The organism is Paenibacillus sp. JNUCC-31 (assembly GCF_014844075.1).
GTDB lineage: Bacteria > Bacillota > Bacilli > Paenibacillales > Paenibacillaceae > Paenibacillus.
Genome location: NZ_CP062165.1, coordinates 1,156,459 through 1,177,460 on the forward strand (window position 1 = coordinate 1,156,459; position 21,002 = coordinate 1,177,460).

The window sequence follows — 21,002 nt, forward strand, 5'->3', positions numbered from 1 at the left end:
CATTTTATTTCATAGTTTCACAGCATGTCCGTTATCAAAAAAGTACAGCCATTTCCGGTCGACTTTCCGACCCAGAATATCTTCAATAGCCCGACCATACAGCTCTAGCTGAAAACGATAGTTTTCTGTCAGTTTGTCCAATCCGCCGCGATGCTCCAACACGCGATCTGTCTTGTAATCTAGCAAAACTAGATCGCCATTCACCTCATACAGGCAGTCGATAATCCCCTGTACCAGCACGGTCTCATTTGTAAGAGATGCTTGCATCTTTCCGTCTTCTTCCAACGTCTGCATGCCCGCATTTGGTGAAAGTTCATGGAGCCACTCGGCAGGAGAATGATGGGCAGGAAGTCCATATATAAATGGAATCTCCCGCTTCACCCAATCCGCGCGCAGCAATTCTGCCCCAGGTTCTGTATTGAAGAAATCCGCCAGTTGTTCAGACTCAATAATGTCAGCCTGATGCGGAAGCATGATTTGAAGCTCCACTAACCGTTGAATGGTCTCTTCCACGATTTGCGAATCAACGGGTGATCCATCCAAAGGAAGATGCTGCATCAACGTATGATACACTGTTCCCCGCTCGGCCCCGGTCAATTGTTTCTCCTCCATAAATTGAGGACGACGCAAATGCAATTTAAAGGACGAAGCCTCCTCCGAACCTTGCTCATACATGCCTTCTTTTGGAGTTAACACATCTTTCCTTATCGACTCATTTGTTAACGTCTCGTCTGAGGTTAATCCTTCCCGCATCTCATACATCGCAGATGCCTCAGATTGCTCTAGCATTTCTTCCATGACCTGAACCGACGAATGGCCCTGCATGGCAAGCCATGTTTTCAGCTCGGTAACCGATGTACTCGCAGCCACCTGGGTTGCTGCGTGATGAGCATATGTCCAGGATAACCTTCTATCTACCTCACGTTCGACTTCGTGTATTAGCTGTACACCCTCTTGCGCGCCTGGTGTGCCCCCCTGTTCAATCGGACTATCTCGCAGGATGGCATCTTGTTCATCCTCGTGCATCTCTTTTTCAACTGAGGAAGGTAACAAGTCCACAGGCTGAACTGCTTTTAGGGCAGCAACACGATGTTTCCGTACTTCGGTTATGCCGCCTTCCTCACCATGCACCTGATCCACGAACAGGTCTCGGGATACGTGATCAGCCGAGATGACAGATATATTCCAGCGTGATTCATCATCCACAAGGCAGGCAGCAAACGAATCACTTCCTCCTGCAAGTTCACGTAGCAAAACCGCGTCCGGGTGTCTCATCAGGGATGGACCAATCCAGTCCAAATAACTACGTCCTGCTGCAAGCAGGTAATCAGGCAATATCCGTTCCGGACTGTCCTTAATCTGAGACCAGGCCACTGCCTTTTTAACCACATCTTTCACCGTACCGACCAAAATCATTTTCTCCTTCGGACGGGTCAGAGCCACATAGAGCACCCGCATCTCTTCGGCAAGCAGCTCAAACTGGGCACGACGGCGAATCGCCAGATTCGCCAAGGTTGGATAGGCAACCCGATTCTCACGATCCACAAACCTCGGGCCAAACCCCAGCTCCTTATGCATCAGAAACGGCGAGTTCAGATCCTGCTGATTGAACATCTTGGATATGCCGCCGACAAAAACGATTGGGAATTCCAAGCCCTTACTCCGGTGAATCGTCATGATGCGTACTGCGTTATCCTGCTCTCCCGAACCACCAGCTACGGTCCCGAGATCTCCCCCGTTCTCACGTAATCTGGACACATAGGTCAGGAAGCGAAACAAGCCACGATTGGCCGTTGCCTCCTCATATTGTCGTGCCCGATCATACAGAGCCTTCAGATTGCTTTGACGCTGCATGCCTCCAGGAAGGCCGCCTACCCAGTCCAAATAACCTGTTTCCCTGTACATGCGCCAAATCAGTTCGCTCAGACTGCCTTGTCTGGCTTCAAGCCGCCACTGTTCCAGTTGACGCATAAAGCGAATTAGCTTTTGTTGCAGCTCTGTGCCGGTACCGTTCTCCCCTTCCACATCCTCGCTTATACGTTCAACCGTACTTGCACGTACAGCAGCATCAATGACTCCATCTTCTGCATTCGCTCCCACATCGGGTTCACGCATACGTTCGATGATGTCTGCCTCAACGGATACTGCCGACTCCCGCAGCCCTTGTTCCATTTCTGACCAGACTTCCGGCCATTGCAGCTGGATTGCAGATGAATCAGGGTCTGATGTCTGCCCGGCATGCTGCCTGTAGCCGTTCAACGAGTCAGGGAAACCTCCTGCGGCCGATACAACAGCATCATAGAAAGACTGTCTCTTGCCCCCAAGACGAATCTGAGCCAGTTCCTCTTCATCCAGTCCTACAATCGGCGAACGAAGCACGGAAGCAAGTGGAATATCCTGCCTTGGATTATCCACAATTTGCAGCAGGGACAACATCACTTCAACTTCCGTCGCCTGAAAATACCCTTTGCTCTGCTCTCCTCCAGCAGGAATACCCTGTTGTCTGAATTCCTCGATCATGAGTGGAGCCCACATCAGGGCAGAACGCAGCAAAATGACAATGTCTCCGTAACACGCAGGTCGCATGGATTGAAGGGCTTTATCATAAACATGAAGGGCTGGTTTATCCGTATCTCCGACCATTTCACGAATACGGCGAGCCATGGCCCTAGCTTCCAGTTGAGCGGTTTCGAGCTCGGCACTCTCCAGCTCGGCAGAAGGCAACGCATCCCCATTCTCGTCCGTGCTTTCCATGAGATCAGGTCCTCCGCCTTGACGATCAATCAGCATGAGTTCAGGCGTGTAAGCCTCATCTCCAAGCGTCTCTGCCGGGAAAGTAGCCCCATAAGCAAGCTGCGCCCGTTCATCATAGGCAATCTCGGCGACCCCTTCGTTCATGAGCTGCTTGAATAACATATTGACTGAATGGACTACTTCTGCACGACTACGGAAGTTGCGTGCAAGATCAATGCGTCTTCCTGCCCGCAAAGAAACGCCCTCTCCGACTTCACCCGTAACCGAATTCGATGCATATTGACGGTACTTGTTCAAAAACAGACCAGGTTCAGCCAAACGAAAACGGTAAATGCTCTGTTTTACATCACCGACCATAAAGCGATTCCCCGGATTTTCTCTGGAGATCAATCTGACGATATCTTCCTGTACCGTATTGGTATCCTGATATTCATCCAGCAGCACTTCATCGAAACGTGCCTGGTATTCCATGGCTGCATCTGAAGGCATGGACAATTCAGGCGTAGAATCCTCATGACGCAAAATATGAAGACAGTAATGCTCCAGATCACTGAAATCGACCTGACCGCGCTCCTGTTTGGCTTGTCGATATCGTTCTCCAAATGCACTGACCAGCTTGGACAGTTCCTGCATTAGTGGTGCCGCCTGGTCCAGCTCCTGCCAGAAAGAAAACGCACTTCTTCCAAACAATGACCCTTTCAGATCCGTCACGGCTTTTTTCGCAGCCTCACGCAGTTCCTTGACCTGTTCCTGTAACCCCGGGTCCGTCTGGTCTTTTTTGCAAGGCTTCAGCTTGCCAAAAGCTGCTGGTTGAAACACTTCAGGCAATCTTTCCCACGGTATGATCTCAACAGCTGACAGAAGCTCTTCCACCATCGCCAAATCTTCTTTTAACGTATCTGCATAAGGTTTCGGGCCTTCTGGCTGCATCGATATGCTAATCCCTTGACGCAGCAGACCAGCCGCACCACTGAGGGAAAGAGCGGCATCGCGCAAAATACTCTGAACCCATGCAGAATGACCAAGCGCCTCGACACTTTCCACCTGAAAAGCAGCTGCCATCTCAGCCAGCCAGTGATCTGGCCAGGAATGACTGCGTGAGAAATCATACAAACGCTGCACAAGTCGATGCATGGCATCATCGTTTCGTTCCCCACTGAACCAATCCACCAATTCGCGGAATGTGCTGCCTTCATCTTCTTCGCCGTACTTCTCTTCAAACAGTTCCTCCAACAATTCCTGACGCATTATTTCTGCTTCATTTTCATTTAAAATCCGGAAAGCCGGGTTCAGTGGAATTTGCTGATAGTAACGGCGAATGACTTCCATACAGAATGAATGCAGCGTTGTAATAGACGCCCGTCCAAGCAGAGAAAGTTGTTTGCGCAGATGATCTTCCGCAGGCTGTTCTTCAAGCGCACGTTCCAGCGCTTCCCTAATCCGCTGCTTCATTTCGGCAGCAGCCGCTTTGGTAAACGTAGCGACCAGCAGGCGGTCTACGCTGAATCCCTGGGAAGGGTCTGCAATCTTGCGAATAATCCGTTCAACCAATACGGCTGTCTTTCCTGATCCGGCTGCAGCGGCGACCAGGATGTCTTCCCCGCTCTGCGAGATGGCACTCCACTGGTCATCACTCCAGAAGCTTCCCTCCGGTTTTGGCATATTCGTCATGAGTTTTCCCCTCCCTTTTGGTGAGACAGCATGTCCCAGATTTGCTGTTTGCCTGGTTTGGACAGCAGATTATATTCGTTACCTTCGATAGTTTCATCAAATTGACAGACGGATTTGTACGGACAAAAGGTGCATGCAACCTCCTGCTGGATACGATAAGGTTCAATCGCTACATCCCCATCCGTAATCCGGGTGCCAATCTCGCGTATGTTGCTGCGCACGGAAGCAAGCAACGTATCCCATTGCTCCGGCGTAGCTACAGCTGCACTGCTGTAAAAGCTGCCATCCGCCTTAAGGGCAACCGGAATAATGGCTGAATAGCCCTTGTCCAGGGTATTATCCATTTGAGCGATCGCATCACGGTCCGCCAGCAGCAAGCCTTTCATTTTAAACCGTTTCAACAGTTCTTGTCCTGCCTGCTCCGATGTCATGCCGTTTGCGGATTGCAGCAGCGGGTTATGCACATGGAAATACAATGTACCTCCAGGCATAGCCGATTCTCCAAGCCACTCCTCGGCAGCGCTAAGCAGCACCTCCAGGTACGTGAGCATCTGTAATGACAGGCCATAATACACCTCATGCAGTTTGAGATCAGTCTGGCTGGATTTGTAATCAATGACTCGCAGCAGCAGACCGTTCTCTCCTTCAGCTACATCCACACGGTCAATCCGACCCACGATCTCCATCACGCAGCCGTTTTCCAGTTCAAAACGCAGCGGTGGCAGGGGTTTATCCGGTCCAAAATCAAGCTCCAGCCCAATCGGTTCAAAACTTCCGCGTCTGGACTGCTCACCCAGAATAACCGATGCCCGACTAACAATATCCTTTAACTTGCGGAAAATGTAGCCGTACCGCTTCGTGCTGAGCAGGATTTCTCCCTGCAACTGTGGTGCGATCTGCTCCACGGTGTGCTCCGCTTCCTTTCGGCATTCCTCTGGAGACAGACTGCCCCAACTGCGATTTTCCTCTCGCAAACGTATCGCAAGCTGACTCAAGGCTGCATGGAACAGTTGTCCGATGTCCGGAGCCTGTAAGCGGTATAGTTGGCGCTCTTTCAGCCGCAGTCCATGGGATGCAAAATGGGAGAACGGACATGCCACAAAACGCTCCATTCGCGAGACACTGGTCCTTACCTCTGTGCCATATAATCTGCGGCTGGTAGCGGTACGAAGGGGTAGCGCCCGATTGCGATAAAAGATCGATCCAAGCAGCTGCTCCAGCTGAGGTCTGCTCGTCTCCCGAGAGACATGCCAGTTGTATACCGCCCACCACATTTCAGGAATATCTTCTCCACGACGCCATCTGCGCAATTGTCCAATCAGATAAGAGAGGCTTTGACCCGAATGAATAATGTAAGACCAGTGAGACTCTTCTGAACCCGCAACAGGAGGCTGAGCCAGTAGTGGCTGCTCGTGCAAACCAAACATCTTGCGTATATGCCGAACAATTTCTGAAGGAAGAAGTGCCTTCCCTTCATCATCTGCGACAGGATAACTCAGCCATAACTGCTTGCTCGCCGCTGTCAGGGCCGTATAGATCAGAAAGCGCTCATCCAGCATTTGTCTTGTTGCCCCCGGTCCAAGCCCCAAACCTCTTTCCGTCAACAGCTGTCGTTCCTGCTCGGTTAATACACCATCATCCTGAGGGACAGCGGGCAGTTCACCATCAACCGCACCCAGAATAAATACATACTTGATATCCTGAAGCCGTGTACGATCCATCGACCCAACCAATACCTGATCAAGCGCTGGAGGAACAAGGCCCAATTTCAGTTCGGTCAATCCGGTCTCCATTAACCCGGCAAACAGATCCATATCCAGCCGTTCGGCCCCCATCATATCGACCATTTGGTCCAATAGATCCAGGACAGCACCCCACATTTGGCGATGCTCTCTTGAACGTTCGGGGTCCCCCTGCCCCTTGGCTTCTGCAGACATGTGATCCAGCTTCCAGGGAATCTCGGCATCCTCCAGCAACCTGAAAAGCGCCGCGCATTGATCTTTGGCTGTCTTTGCCTTTAGCATTCGTTTCTCAAAAGCACCCAGTGGATCAACAATCACCGATCGACATTTCTCCATTAAAGAAAGCATCTGTTCCCGTCCCCGACTGGGACCCTCCTGACCGTTGTCTTCCAAGGAGAGGCTGGGTACATACTTCCATGGCTTACCATCTGTCCAGCGATATCCGTGAATCCCGCAAGCCAATATATAATTTTCGAGCTGATCCATATCTTCACGTGTGATGGAGCCATCACGCGGAAGCAGCAGATCCGTTTTGACACAGCGAAATACATCCTCGTAACGCCAGCGGCGACGAACGATATCCAGTGCGGAACGAATAAATTCAGATAGTGGATGATGCAGTTCATTTCTTCTCCGATCCAGAAAAACAGGAACGTCATAGTCTCTGAATAGGGGCTCAGCAATGTCGGCGTATGTATCCAGCTGACGAACGAGTACTGCCATATCCCGATAACGCGCACCTTCATCTTGCGCCAGACGACGCATCTCACGCAGTGCCCCTTCCATCTCCGCCCGACGGTTCTCAGCTGCATAAATTCTGACACCCGCATCACGCCCCTCACTCTTCCACCGAACCCGGCGATCGAATCCAGCTTCCAAGTGAGCGAGTCCAGGACTGCCTTCAAATCTTGGCAAAACTTCCGGTTGAAGCACAGTGGTCTCATGAAGGACACCCAGATCCTCAGCCATGCCTTTGAGGCGCGTGTATGCACTCGCTGTGGGATGGAACAGTTCCAGTTCCTCAGGAAGTGCGCCGTGGTCATAGGCACGATCCAACGTCAGTGTAATCGTCACGGAAGAGGCTTGCATCATCAGTCTTCCAATAACGCTCATTTCCTGCGGGGTAAATCCTTGAAATCCATCGATCCAGATCTGTGCATCTTGCAGCAACGCGCTCTCTGACAACCGCTCTGTCAGTTCAGTCAACGTGTCTTCATCGTCAATATATAGTCCAGTCAGTTCCTTTTCATAATCACGGTATATTAAAAGTAAGTCATGCAGCTTCTCCCCCAGAATCGGTGCAGACGAGGATGAGGTATTCCATGCGGAAAATCCTTCTTCCAGTGAAGTGGGGTTAAGTTCATAACGTTTAAACTCACTGTATAAATCATTTAAGTCTCCTATAAATCCCAGCTGGCTGCCTGATGCTCCAAACAGCTTCAATTCTTCTTTGCGACGCTGGAGCACTTTATAGAGCAACATTTTTTTTCCTTCAGCCCCAATGGGAATACGTGCAGAACCACCTGCCTCCTGCATTACCCGATAGGCCAATCGGCGAAAGCCAAGCACTTCAGCACGCACGGTACCTTTAACAGCCCCTGAAGACACCAATGACTGCTCGGTTCGAAACGTACTTTGTTCCGGGACCAGCAGAATAAGTGGTTTGCCTTGCGGTTCCTTTTGAAGCAAGGATGTGATTTCCTGGGTAATCAGCGCACTCTTGCCGCTGCCTGCCCGGCCAATAATAAAGCGTACAGACATGTTTAATCCTCCAAACCATCACGAACAAGATTTTAATTCCCAGTATAACATATCTGGCTTGGTTCGGAACATACGTTTGCCACTATCAGGTAATTTCATAGACCCTCAGCAGCGCACAACAAAAAGTCCACAGTTTATCCAAACTGTGGACTCTTTGCCTGAATATATATCGATATGTTCGATCCACAATTGAAATCGCACGATTAGTTCTTTTTACTGCGCACTTCAAAAATGGCGAATTTCAGATAATGACCTTCGTCTACACCCAAAATTTGCGGGTGATCCTTGCCAGCTGCTTTCCAGTCAATCAGACGCAGCACTTTGCCTGCATCCTCGGCTGCATCCGCAATCGTTTCCAGGAAGAGGTCTGGACGCATGTGGTAAGAACAGCTTGCCGTTACCAGATACCCTCCCTCGTTCACCAGTTTCATCCCTTGCAGGTTGATGTCTTTATATCCGCGGCATGCACCTTTGACCGCTGATTTCGTTTTGGCAAATGCCGGCGGATCAAGGATGACCACATCGAACGTTTTACCACCGGCTGCAAGCGCTTTGGAAGTATCCACTTTCTGTTCTCCGGCACGCGCACGTGCATTACGGTCATCGAGGCCTTTGACCTGCTCACGTAAGTATTGGAATGCATCCGCAACGACAAATTCGACCCTGTCAGTGAAACCGTTCAGCTCTACGTTGATTCGTGCACTTTCAATCGCATGCTCTGAGATATCAAGGCATGTTACTTTTTTGGCTCCATATTTACAGGCGTTCAACGTGAAGCTGCCTGTGTGTGAGAAACATTCCAGCACCGTTGCCCCGTCCCAATAAGGGAACGTCACTACCTTGCCGCTTTTGTTCACAGGAAGCCATTGCTCCGAACCATCCTGCTCAGTCTGTTGGAGCGTAATGCCACTCTTGTAGCCCCACCCCTTCATAAGAGGTTCGATCGCTGCACGATTCTCGCGCTGGTCGAAGAAGTACCCAGTCTTCTGGCCTTCCACGATATCGACCTTAATGAGCAATCCATTCTCAGTTACCGTGACATGACGCGGGCAATCCCCATATAGAGGTCCCTTCGTCTGCTCCAAACCTTCCAGTTCACGAATGGGAACATCACTGCGTTCATAGATCCCCTCAGGCTGCATCACTTCAACGAGAGCTTGTACGATCGCTTCACGACAACGGTCCATGCCCAGTGTGAGCAACTGTACAACAAGAATACTGCCAAAGCGGTCAACAATCAGACCTGGCAGAAAATCAGCTTCCCCATAAACGAGACGATACGCCTCTCCATCCCGGATAAAACGCTCCCTGTGGCGCAAGCAATCACGAAAACGCGCTGCAAAAAAAGAAGTGTCCATCTGTTCAAATCCCAAAGGCTGATAGGCTACGACTCTAACGGTAATTTGAGATGCTGGGTTATAGTAACCCGTCGCTAAATAGCGACCTTGATGATTCAATACGTTGACCAACTGTCCCGGCTCGGGGTTTCCTTCAACAGAGGCGATTTCATTGTTAAATATCCATGGATGAGCATGTTCAAGCCGCTTTTTGCGACTGCGTTCCAGTGTAACGGATGGCAAGATCGATTCACTTCTTTCATAGTTAGTTGAAAAGATAGGTTTGGTGCAAAGGAGACCGCTGCGGGAATGGATTGGACTTTCGATCGCTGTTGTCTCCAGATTTTTCTGATTCCCTTTCTCAAAAGGGAAAATCCAGAGACAAAGGCGAACGTTTCGCTTCTTCAGTTCCAATTCCATCCCCTCCGCTACGTTTGCAGAATCTCCGTATCTTTCGAATAGGGGGGCGGTAATTGGGGTGACCATTGTCGGGGTGGATCGGACTTTCGATCGCTTTTGCGTCGTACAGATGAATCTCAAATTCCACACTTGCCACTGCAATGACAGAACAACCTTCCGATCGCTGTTACCCTCAGATTTTTTTGATTCCTTTTTCACTATAGGAAAAATCCGAGGAAAAAGGCGAGCGCTTCGCTTCTTCAGTTCCAATTCCATCCCCTCCGCTCCGTTTGCAGAATCTCCGTATCTTTTGAATAGGGGTTCGGTAATTGGGGTGACCGCTTCGGGCATGGATCGGGCTTTTGATCACTGCTGTCTCCAGAATTCCGTTAGCTGTCATGGTTGTCCTTGCTTTCTCATAGGATGAGATAAGGACATGCACGGAAGGAATGATTATCTTATGTTCAGAGACGTTGTGTTGCCCCTGTTATACGGGCTTCTTATCTTTTTTGGCGGGATGAAGCTGATGGAAACCGCCTTGCAACGGATGGCAGGGCCGATGTTGGTTGGCTGGCTGGACCGGGCTACCTCTGCTCCCTGGAAAGGCATGGCTTTCAGCGCAGGTGCCACAGCGGTACTGCAAAGCAGCACTGCTGTCACGGTACTCACCATTGGACTGGCTAATGCCCGATTGATTACGTACGGACGCACACTTGGCATTATCCTCGGCACGAACATCGGGACGTGCCTGACGACGGAACTGGTTGGACTGCAGATCGGGCGTGCTTCCCTGCCTCTGCTTGCCCTGTCCCTGACGGGATGGGCTGTCTTTGTTGTGCTTGGTGAACGCAATCAGGCAGCTCCAGAGCGCATGCGCCGGACTCTGTTCAACATGCAATACAGTTTCCTCGCAGCTGCCGGATTTGCTCTCGTCATGACAGGCATACAAGTAATGCAGTCCATAGCCGTACCGCTGCGAAGCATGGGCGTATTTCAGTGGTTTCTGGACCGCTCAGCCGACAGTTTGTGGTGGGGCTTCCTGGCCGGCGCGTGTCTGACGGCGCTCATTCATAGCAGCGCCGCCGTCATCAGCATGGCGATTACGCTTGCAGCCACAGGGGTATTACCTGTGGAAATCGGCATCGCCATTGTGATCGGGTCCAACGTGGGGACCTGCATCACCGCCGTGATTGCTTCCGCTGGCGGAGCATCCGCAGGCAAATTTGTCGCAGCCTCCCATGTCGTATTAAACATCGCGGGGGCGCTGCTATTTATGCCGCTGATCGGCCAGCTGCATGCAGCTTCGGCCTGGCTGTCAGCGGATAACGGGGCACAGATTGCGCATGCCCAGACCCTTTTTAACGTTACCAGTTCCCTGCTTGCGCTGCCATTCTGTTACTTGCCCATCTGGCACAAAAAACCACCGGTCTCCACCCCAGTGGCGAAGTCACCCGTGGCCTGATGTATTGAACCCTATCGACAAGCTGTAGCCATACGTGCCACAACCAAGAAAATAGGTCTGTTATTTCATTACACGTTAAAGCCCAATTTATTCAGTGCCTCACGTAAAATGTCATCGTTATTATCGTACCCGCTTTGCTGCTGTCTGGACCATGCTTCTTCCGGAGCATACCAATCCACACCTTTGATTTCTTCAATCTGAGGCTGGAGATCGCCGCTTTCCGCTTCAACGAGATAATAATGAACTTCCTTGTCCACTGGACCAAACTCTGCATGCTGGTACGTATAGGCGATGATATCAACCGGCTCTACAATCCGGCCCACCATACCCGTCTCTTCCAGAATCTCGCGCAGAGCCGTTTGTTCGATGGTTTCTCCATCTTCCATTTTGCCCTTGGCAAGAGTCGTTTTGCCATAACGATCTACAATCAATTGAATTTGAAGCTTTCCGTCTTCCCCAGTACGGTACACAACGCCGCCTGCCGAAATTTCCTTTTTGTTCATCTTGCTCTCCCCCAATAACGGAATAGTCTTCATCTTTTTCGGAAAAAGAAGGACCTCATCTCCCGGGTATACGTTCCCCAAGGAAATGAAATCCTTGTTACCAACGCTCGATTACATCGCTGCGGACTTCAGATTTTCTTCCAACACTCGAACCAGCGTTGCCTGGCTCTCATTCACACCTGCCTCGGTCACTTTGACTCGGCACACTTTACCGACCATATCCAGGGATCCATCGAAGACCAGTTGAATGTAGTTGTCACTGTATCCGTGCAGTTTGCCACTACCCTCGCGGCCCTTGGCCTCGCCTTCAGGTATGACATCCAGTACCTGTCCCACAAACTGCTTGGCGTATGCCAGCTGCATTTGCTCCGACAGATCAATCAGTTCATGTACGCGGGCATTTTTGACATCCTCGTCCACCTGATCCTCCATTCTTGCGGCCGGTGTACCGGTCCGTTTGGAGTAAGGGAATACGTGCATCTCGGAAAAACCGATTTTCTTCATCAGCTCATAACCGTTACGGAACATCTCATCCGTTTCACCCGGAAAACCAACAATGACGTCGGTCGTAATCGCTACATCCGGCATCGCTTCCCGAATGCGAAGCATTTTATTATAAAACTCTTCGGTCGTATATTTGCGGCGCATACGCTTCAGCACCGTGTCATCGCCCGCTTGCAGCGGAATATGGAAGTGGCGAACGAGCTTATCGGAACGTTTGATGACATCCAGCATCCGGTCATCAATCTGGCTTGCTTCGATCGAACTGATCCGAATACGCTCCAAACCTTCTACTTTATCCAGATCCCATAGCAGATCCGTCAGATCGTAGTTCTCCATGTCATCCCCGTATCCACCCGTATGAATACCTGTCAGAACAATCTCCTTGTATCCGGCATGCACGAGCTGATGAGCCTGTTGAATGATGCTGTTCGCTTCCCGGCTACGGGAGAGTCCACGCGACCACGGAATAATACAGAATGTGCAGAAGTTATTGCAGCCATCCTGAATTTTCAGGAATGCGCGTGTACGATCAGCAAAATCCGGTACGTCCATCTCTTCAAATACCCGTGTCTTCATAATGTTGCGCACTGCGTTAACAGGCTGTCGGGATTCCTGAATTTCCTTGACATATGGCAAAATTTTGTCCCGATCCTGTGTACCGATGACCAGATCCACACCAGGGATGTCCAGAATCTCTGCCGGAGAAGTCTGCGCGTAGCAGCCGGTTACGGCTACAATCGCATCCGGGTTGCGCCGAATGGCACGACGGATAATTTGACGGCTCTTTTTGTCGCCGGTATTGGTTACTGTACAAGTATTAATCAAGTATACATCCGCTGTCTGTTCGTCGAAGTCTACCTGCTCGTATCCTTCGTTTTTGAACAATTGCCAAATCGCCTCTGTATCATAAAAGTTAACTTTGCAGCCCAAGGTGTAAAACGCCACGGATGGCATAATTACATCCCCCCCATTTCTCCGGATTCATATAACACACAAGTGAGCGCAGCCATTCCAGCTGTCTCTGCCCGCAGAATGCGTTTGCCCAATCCTACGGAAACCGCGCCCGCCTGATCGGCTTCAAGCGTCTCCTTTTCGGAGAATCCACCTTCAGGTCCAACAACGATCAACACTTCGGCCCTTGCATCAGGTGCAAGCTGCTCCACAAACGGCTTCAATGCATCTCTTAATTGCTTGCCGTTTTCTTTTTCATAACAATAACATACCAAATTGTAGGCCTCAAAAGAAGATAGCAGCCCTTTCCAGGAAAGTGGCTGCTCGACGGATGGGATGCGGTTCCGATGACTCTGCTCAGCGGCTTCCTTGGCGATTTTCCGCCACCGATCCAACCGTTTGCCCTCTTTCTTGGCGTCATATTGCACAATCGTACGTTCCGAAAGGAAGGGAACAAAGGAGACAGCCCCAATTTCGGTACATCTCTGGATAACCGTCTCCATCTTGTCGCCTTTCGGCAAACTTTGGGCCACCGTAACACGAATACGTGCTTCATGGTCCATCTCAAGCGGCTCCACAATGGTCGCTGTTACTTGCTGAGCTTCGATGCTTTCAATCTCTACCAAAGCTTCTTTGGAGTTTCCGTCACTGACAATCAGTTTATCTCCAGGTTTACCACGCATCACCTTTCCAATATGGCGCGCATCATCACCCGTGATGACCACGGAATGTTCATTAAACTGTTCTGCAGATACAAAATAACGCTGCATAAGTCTGTCCACCCATTCTATCCTGTTATGATTGAAATTCACCCCGCCTAACGGCAGGCGTGAATCCAATCGCCACAGATGATCATACAACTTTTATGTCCTTCTGACCAGTATTTCAGTCCCATACACTATACGTTTCTAACGATATAAACCGATGATTAACCTTGCCAGATCCACATACATATTCTGGGCAAATTGATATAATGGTTGAATCGTCGCATTTTGCAATGGAGGAATGACAAGGATCAAAAGGAAAATAAATATGGACCATTGCTCTACCCCCTGCAGCTTCCGGCTGATTGAAGGCGGCAGAATATCCTCCAGAATTCGATATCCGTCCAATGGCGGCAACGGAATCAGGTTAAAGAGAAACAGGAAAAAGTTCGTTAGGTTAAATATGGAGAAAAACATGGTAATTGCTGTAAGCAAACGCTCATTTTCAATGCCACCCAGTGCTCCCGAACCAACCAACGAAGCATAGATGATCGTACCGATGATGGCCAGCAGCAAATTGCTTACAGGCCCAGCAACGGATACAATAACACCCATTAGTCTTGGTTTGTCAAAATTGGCCCGATTGACCGGAACCGGACGGGCCCAGCCGAAACCTGCAATAACGAGCAGCAGTACACCGAACAAGTCAAAGTGTACGACCGGATTCAGTGTGACTCGACCTAGAAGCTTGGCCGTCGGATCACCAAACTTGTTGGCAAAATATGCATGAGAGAATTCATGCACGGTAAAAGCGATCAGGATGGTCAACAGGAAAAAGGGAAGCTGATCCAGCGGGTAACGAAAAAATGATTCCAAATTCATCGGTTACCTCTTTCTGGCTACAAACGCGATCCAGTCCTCATCGCGGTGTACCGAACTGATTTCAAAGCCGGATGCAACCAGCGCATCATGCACCACCTGCTCTTTATTTTTCCAGATGCCAGAAGTAATATAAACGCCTCCAGACTCAAGCGCATGATAGACATCATCCACAAACAGCATAATAACCTCGGCCAAAATGTTCGCAACGATGATTTTCACCGGAAGCTTCACGCCTAGCGCAGGGTCCTGACTGCCCAGAACAGAGAGCAAATCGCTTTCTTTAACCGTAATTTGCTGGTTCAATCCATTCAATTCCACGTTCTCCTTGGCACTGGCTACCGCAACCGGATCAAGGTCCAGGGCCAGCACATGCTTGGCCCCAAGCTGAATAGCGCCGATAGCGAGAATGCCTGATCCTGTGCCTACGTCAATAATTTCCTCGCCACCCTGAATGGCCGATTCCAGTGCACGCAAGCAAAGTGAAGTGGTTGGATGTGTTCCCGTACCAAACGCCATGCCTGGATCGAGCTCAATTATTTTCTCATCCGGACCTTGCGGCGTATACTCTTCCCATGTCGGTTTGATGGTCAGACGTTCCGAGACACGCACCGGCTTGAAATATTGTTTCCAGGCATTCGCCCAGTCATTTTCATCCACTGTTCGCATCTCAAAACGTATTTCTCCGGCATCAATATCGAATTCTGAAAGCTGCTCAATCCGAGGACTAACCTCAGATTGCAGGGCCTCCATGTCCGTTCCTTCGGAAAAGTATCCTTTGATCACTGCAAAGCCTTCAGGGATATCATTCAAAGGAAATTCGTACAACTCGCCATACGTCGTATCCCGTTTTTTATTTAAAGTACCGGACTCTTCAATTGAGACCCCTCCAGCACCCGCTTCATGTAAAAAATTCGAAATCATCTCCACAGCTTCTTCTGTGGTATGTATTGTTAGTTCATGCCATAACATACTTCATTTTTCCTCCTCATTTTTCAAACATCCCAACTATTGTACTACACAAGCAAGCAGGTGTACAAAACCGCGCCAGTAAAAGAAACAACAAAAACAGGATACTCGCAGTCTAACTGCTTGAATATCCTGTCTTCAATCGATTTAAACCCTTTAAATTGTTGTTCAGCAAAAACGTCCACCATTCTGAGTAATCATCTCTGCAGCTTGCGGGAGAGATTCACTGGATACAGAAACAATCAACAAAATTTCGTGCCTCGGCCTGTGTGAAGAACCATTTTCTACCTCTTCATATACCTGGCCACCTGACAAGATTTCAGTCTTATCGCTAATGAGCGAAAGTACATTCAACTCACCACTGAATCCTCCGACAATAGCTGTAGGAGAACTGTAACTGGCATCAGGCGTTTCACGATTCGAGGGAGTTGCTTCATTCTGAAGGCTTTCGATACTTAGCTGATTCGGGTGCAGCAATGCCAGAGCTCTCCGTGCAGATTCGGCCTCGGACCAGCTTGTAAACACGGCCTCAATGACCACTGCGGAGCGATCTTCAGTCATGAAGCTCCCGTCCCTGACGTCGATCAGCTGCTTCACTGCGGCGCAGAGCCTCTATATCTTCATGGTCCGCAGCTTCGGCGCTAAATTCCACATCCTCATTTTTGGCGGACTGCATTCGTTTCATCTTTTCTGTTTTCGTCAAAATCTTGCCTGGACGTTCATGTTCTGCCATCGTTATGTTCCTCCTTCAAATTGTAAAAGTCCAACTAAGTGTATTTACACTGGCACTCCGATGACAGAACAACCTTCCGATCGCTGTTATCCCCAGATTTTTTTGATTCCCTCCCTTAAAAGGGAAAATCCAGGGATAGCGTATGCTTCCGAAGTAGCTTTCTTGCGAAAGCTTTCAGGCTAACGCTTCGCTTCTCCAGTTTTTTTCTGTCCTCTCCGTTATCGTGTAAATGTTTTAGGTGAAACTTACATGGATTTTAAAACTAAATCATACCGCCAGCTTGTTCGATAATGGATAGTGCGCGGTGATGCACCGCCTCGTCTACGACGACAGTCAGTAATACATCTCTGCCTGTCGGTCCCTCTTGTCCGCCGTCACTCATACCGCTTGCAGAGGGGTCTGCTGCAGCCATGATTCCGGCACTGGCATTCGTGCCTAGTGCACTAGGCACCCAGGAAGAAAAACTGCCGGAAACACCCGACGTATAGGAAGCCCCACTTGGCCCTACACCTGCATAACGACTGAATCGATTGATTGACAGGTCCTCCACTCGTAATGCCTCCAGTTTTTTGGCTGCCCCTTCCGCTTGCTCCGGGCTATGGAAATAAGCCAAAATATTTTTTTCGGTCATCCGGTTCACCTGCTTCCCTAGTTTTCGGCACATCAGTAACCACTGAATGCTCATGTCTGGTATCTTTCCGCAACCGTGCCCATATTATGCAAAAAAGGACACCCTGCGGAAAAACCGCTGTGGTGTCCTTTTACATTCATGATAAGACTCAGTCTCCACGGAAAGCCCGTTTCACCCGGTCAAAGAAGGATTGCTCGTGTTCATGCGTTTGTTCTCCATCCAGCGCAGCAATTTGACGAAGCAGATCTTTCTGCTCGTCATTCAGCTTGCTTGGTGTAACTACAACCACTTTTACATGCTGGTCGCCTTGCCCCATACCACGCAGACGTGGTACGCCTTTGCCTTTAAGACGGAAATACGTTCCCGTTTGTGTACCGGCAGGTACTTTCAACTTCACTTTCTCGCTCAACGTTGGGATTTCAATCTCATCTCCCAATGCCGCCTGAGCAAACGTGAGCGGAATTTCGCAATAGATATCATCGCCTTCACGCTCAAAGAAATCATGTGATTTCACACGGATGACAATATACAGATCTCCTGCTGGTCCGCCACGCAAACCACCTTCACCTTCACCGGTCATACGCAGTTGAGCGCCATCATCTACACCCGCTGGAATGCGAACATGAATTTTGCGTTGTTTGCGCACTTTACCACTGCCGCTGCACGTTGTACATTTTTCTTTAATGATTTGTCCTGATCCGTTACAGTTCGAACAAGCACGGCGGTTGACCATCCGGCCAAACGGTGTATTCTGGACTACTTCCTGTTGACCGCTACCTTGACAGACGGAACAAGTTTCGGGCTTGGTTCCCGGTTTGGCACCTGAGCCATGACAAGTATCACAGCCTTCAGTGCGTGGAATGGTAATGTCGGTTTCTTTGCCAAATACCGCTTCCTTGAACTCAATCGTCATAGTGTATTGCAGATCGTTCCCCCGTTGCGGAGCATTCGGATCACGTCGTCCACCGCCACCGCCAAAGAACATATCGAAGATGTCGCCAAAGCCGCCGCCGCCAAAATCGCCACCGCCGCCGAATCCGCCCTGATTTGGATCAACATGACCGTATTGGTCATACTGTGCCCGCTTCTGGCCGTCACTGACCACATCATAAGCTTCTTTAACTTCCTTAAACTTGGCTTCCGCGTCAGCAGCCTTGTTTACGTCAGGGTGATACTGACGGGCAAGCTTGCGGTATGCCTTTTTGATTTCCTCGTCGCTGGCATTTTTGCTGACGCCGAGTACCTCATAATAATCACGTTTTTCAGCCACTCTTCCACCCCCATATCATTCACCATATCGCACATCGTGACAAAAGGAAAGCCAAAGCACGGGAGCCCCGGCTATGACTTTCCCCTCGTTCCGAACGTCACCGATGATTAATTCACCAAGAATCGTGAATTAGTTTTGTTTTTTATCTTCATCCACAACTTCGTAATCAGCGTCTACAACGTTGTCACGTTTCGCGGAACCTTGTTGCTCTTCAGCACCTTGAGCTGCTTGCTCTTGAGCTTGTGCTTGCTCGTACAGTTTAACAGACAGTTGTTGAACGATCTCTGTCAGTTCTTCTGTAGCAGCTTTGATGTCTTCCAGGTTATCGGAACCCAGGACGCCTTGCAGTTTTTCTTTTGCCGCGTTGGCTTTTTCAACTTCACCAGCGTCTGCTTTTTCGCCAAGATCTTTAATCGTTTTGTCAACAGAGTAGATCAGTTGATCTGCGCTGTTTTTCGCTTCAACGAGTTCTTTGCGCTTTTTGTCTTCTTCTGCATGCAGCTCAGCGTCTTTCATCATTTGCTCAACTTCAGCATCGCTCAGACCACTGGAAGAAGTGATGGTGATTTTTTGAGTTTTGTTTGTACCTTTGTCTGTTGCAGATACGTTAACGATACCGTTGGCATCAATATCGAAGCTAACTTCGATTTGTGGAACGCCACGTGGCGCTGGAGGAATATCTCCGAGCATGAAACGTCCAAGCGATTTGTTACCCGCTGCCATCTCGCGCTCACCTTGCAGGACGTGAATCTCAACGCTTGGTTGGTTGTCTGCGTAAGTGGAGAATACTTGGGATTTGCTTGTAGGGATCGTTGTATTGCGCTCGATCATTTTAGTGAATACGCCACCCGCTGTTTCGATACCCAGGGACAATGGAGTTACGTCAAGCAATACAACGTCTTTCACGTCACCTGTCAGTACGCCCGCTTGTACAGCAGCACCCAAAGCTACAACTTCATCCGGGTTAACGCCTTTGTGAGGCTCTTTACCAGTCAGCTTTTTGATCGCTTCTTGTACTGCAGGAATACGAGTGGAACCACCAACCAATACGATTTTGTCGATATCGTTAGCAGTCATTCCCGCGTCGCTCAGTGCACGGCGAGTTGGTTCAAGCGTACGCTCAACCAGACCTGCAGAGATTTCTTCGAATTTCGCGCGGCTCAGGTTCAATTCCAAATGTTGAGGAACGCCATCAGCCACAGTGATGAATGGCAGGGAAATCGTTGTAGTCAACACGCCGGAAAGTTCTTTTTTTGCTTTTTCCGCTGCATCTTTCAAACGTTGAACTGCTGCTTTATCTTTACTCAAGTCAATGCCTTGATCTTTTTTGAATTCACTTACGAGATAATCAATAATTACTTGGTCGAAGTCATCGCCACCCAGTTGGTTATCACCGCTGGTCGCTTTAACTTCGAAGAAGCCGTCACCCAGTTCAAGGATGGATACGTCGAATGTACCGCCACCCAAGTCATATACGAGAATCGTTTGGTCTTCGGATTTCTCCATACCGTATGCCAAAGCTGCTGCTGTTGGCTCGTTGACGATACGCAGAACTTCCAGACCTGCGATTTTACCTGCATCTTTGGTTGCTTGACGCTGGCTGTCATTAAAGTAAGCAGGTACCGTGATAACCGCTTGAGTTACCGTTTGACCCAGATACGCTTCAGCATCTGTTTTCAGTTTTTGCAGGATGATTGCAGAGATCTCTTGTGGGGAGTAGTCTTTGCTGTCAATTGTTTCTTTGTGGGATGTACCCATATGACGCTTGATCGAGATGATCGTACGATCCGGATTTGTGATCGCTTGGCGTTTGGCAGTTTCACCAACAACCCGTTCTCCGTCTTTTTTGAAACCTACTACGGATGGTGTGGTACGAGCGCCTTCCGGGTTTGGAATTACGACAGCCTCGCCGCCTTCCATAACCGCTACGCATGAGTTTGTTGTTCCTAAGTCAATACCGATTACTTTACTCATTGGAAAATATCCTCCCTCGACAATTTAAATGGATCAGATTGATCCTTATTTTATTTTTTCACTAGTCGTGCTCTATGTGTGTACAAACCTTTATATTAAGCTTCGCTGGCCTCGTACAATCATGCAGTAAACCCATTGCATTCTGCTACAGAAATTATGAGCTCACTTTAACCATAGCCGGACGAAGCACTTTATCCTTCAGCATGTAGCCTTTTTGGACTTCCTCAACAACGGTACCTTCTTCATACTCGTCGCTTTCCACTTGCATGATCGCTTGGTGGAATTCAGGATTAAACGGTTGTCCTACCGTATCCATTGCAGTCAGACCTTCATTATTCAGCACCGTTTCCAGCTGACGGAAGATCATTTGTATGCCTTTGGAAAAAGATTCAACTTCAGTACCTTCCGGTACAGTAGCCATGGCACGCTCGAAGTTATCAATAACGGGTACCAATTCGTTGACCAGCTTCATCGAAGCGTATTTCGCCAGTTCTTCTTTCTCCTTCTGCGTACGACGACGGAAATTGTCAAAATCAGCTTGCGCACGGACAAAACGCTGTTGTTGTTCCTCTGCTTCTGCCTTCAAACGCGCAATCTCATCTTGCTCCTGATCTGCCATCTCTTCCGCCTGTGCTTCTGCAGCTCCGGCTTCGTTGACAGGTTCCTGTTCCGCTGCTGTAGTCGATTGCTGCTCCTGTTCTTCTGCTGCGAATGATTGCTCCTCTTTCAAGATGTTCACCTCCTTATAAGAATGAAAT

The 21,002-nt window shown here is 49.4% G+C and carries 15 protein-coding genes; 1 reads left to right on the plus strand and 14 read right to left on the minus strand.

Annotated features, from left to right (window positions below; all coding sequences use genetic code 11):
• Nucleotides 1-9 precede the first annotated feature (9 nt).
• From addA to JNUCC31_RS05065, 3 genes are all read right to left on the minus strand, one after another.
• On the minus strand, nt 10-4,425 hold the full coding sequence (addA, locus tag JNUCC31_RS05055) for a helicase-exonuclease AddAB subunit AddA (protein WP_192269053.1): 4,416 nt from the start codon (nt 4,423-4,425) through the stop codon (nt 10-12).
• Nucleotides 4,422-7,928, minus strand: a complete 3,507-nt coding sequence (addB, locus tag JNUCC31_RS05060; protein ID WP_192269055.1) for a helicase-exonuclease AddAB subunit AddB — start codon at nt 7,926-7,928, stop codon at nt 4,422-4,424. Before addB ends, addA begins: the two co-directional genes overlap by 4 nt.
• A gap of 203 nt (nt 7,929-8,131) precedes the next feature.
• Nucleotides 8,132-9,508 (minus strand): class I SAM-dependent rRNA methyltransferase, encoded by a 1,377-nt coding sequence (locus JNUCC31_RS05065; RefSeq protein ID WP_192272758.1) that lies wholly within the window; start codon nt 9,506-9,508, stop codon nt 8,132-8,134.
• 616 nt (nt 9,509-10,124) lie between these two features.
• On the opposite strand from JNUCC31_RS05065, the gene JNUCC31_RS05070 reads away from it, so the two are divergent.
• The gene (locus JNUCC31_RS05070) at nt 10,125-11,126 is read left to right on the plus strand and encodes a Na/Pi cotransporter family protein (RefSeq protein WP_192272760.1); all 1,002 of its coding nucleotides are present in this window, start codon (nt 10,125-10,127) and stop codon (nt 11,124-11,126) included.
• Nucleotides 11,127-11,194: 68 nt separating this feature from the next.
• Here JNUCC31_RS05070 and JNUCC31_RS05075 read toward each other — a convergent pair whose 3' ends face one another.
• From JNUCC31_RS05075 to grpE, 11 genes are all read right to left on the minus strand, one after another.
• Nucleotides 11,195-11,629 (minus strand): NUDIX hydrolase, encoded by a 435-nt coding sequence (locus tag JNUCC31_RS05075; protein ID WP_192269058.1) that lies wholly within the window; start codon nt 11,627-11,629, stop codon nt 11,195-11,197.
• Nucleotides 11,630-11,740: 111 nt separating this feature from the next.
• Entirely contained in the window at nt 11,741-13,087 is a 1,347-nt protein-coding gene (gene mtaB / locus JNUCC31_RS05080) for a tRNA (N(6)-L-threonylcarbamoyladenosine(37)-C(2))-methylthiotransferase MtaB (protein ID WP_192269060.1), read from the minus strand.
• A 2-nt stretch (nt 13,088-13,089) separates the two neighbouring features.
• Nucleotides 13,090-13,854: a 16S rRNA (uracil(1498)-N(3))-methyltransferase gene (locus JNUCC31_RS05085; protein WP_192269062.1), complete on the minus strand. Its 765-nt coding sequence runs from the start codon at nt 13,852-13,854 to the stop codon at nt 13,090-13,092.
• Between the two features lie 138 nt (nt 13,855-13,992).
• Nucleotides 13,993-14,670: a site-2 protease family protein gene (locus JNUCC31_RS05090; RefSeq protein ID WP_192269064.1), complete on the minus strand. Its 678-nt coding sequence runs from the start codon at nt 14,668-14,670 to the stop codon at nt 13,993-13,995.
• A gap of 3 nt (nt 14,671-14,673) precedes the next feature.
• Nucleotides 14,674-15,639, minus strand: coding sequence for a 50S ribosomal protein L11 methyltransferase (prmA, locus tag JNUCC31_RS05095; RefSeq protein ID WP_192269066.1), 966 nt, complete (start codon nt 15,637-15,639; stop codon nt 14,674-14,676).
• Nucleotides 15,640-15,804: 165 nt separating this feature from the next.
• Nucleotides 15,805-16,197, minus strand: a complete 393-nt coding sequence (locus JNUCC31_RS05100; RefSeq protein ID WP_192269068.1) for a hypothetical protein — start codon at nt 16,195-16,197, stop codon at nt 15,805-15,807.
• Nucleotides 16,190-16,369, minus strand: a complete 180-nt coding sequence (locus JNUCC31_RS05105; protein ID WP_017687220.1) for a YfhD family protein — start codon at nt 16,367-16,369, stop codon at nt 16,190-16,192. The genes JNUCC31_RS05100 and JNUCC31_RS05105 overlap by 8 nt, the downstream gene beginning before the upstream one ends.
• A gap of 262 nt (nt 16,370-16,631) precedes the next feature.
• Nucleotides 16,632-17,000 carry a hypothetical protein gene (locus JNUCC31_RS05110; protein ID WP_062328680.1) on the minus strand — a complete coding sequence of 123 codons (369 nt, stop codon included), beginning with the start codon at nt 16,998-17,000 and terminating at the stop codon, nt 16,632-16,634.
• A gap of 148 nt (nt 17,001-17,148) precedes the next feature.
• On the minus strand, nt 17,149-18,270 hold the full coding sequence (gene dnaJ, locus JNUCC31_RS05115; RefSeq protein WP_192269070.1) for a molecular chaperone DnaJ: 1,122 nt from the start codon (nt 18,268-18,270) through the stop codon (nt 17,149-17,151).
• Nucleotides 18,271-18,399: 129 nt separating this feature from the next.
• On the minus strand, nt 18,400-20,244 hold the full coding sequence (dnaK, locus tag JNUCC31_RS05120) for a molecular chaperone DnaK (protein WP_192269072.1): 1,845 nt from the start codon (nt 20,242-20,244) through the stop codon (nt 18,400-18,402).
• Nucleotides 20,245-20,398: 154 nt separating this feature from the next.
• Nucleotides 20,399-20,974: a nucleotide exchange factor GrpE gene (gene grpE, locus JNUCC31_RS05125; RefSeq protein WP_192269074.1), complete on the minus strand. Its 576-nt coding sequence runs from the start codon at nt 20,972-20,974 to the stop codon at nt 20,399-20,401.
• Between the last annotated feature and the right edge of the window lie 28 nt (nt 20,975-21,002).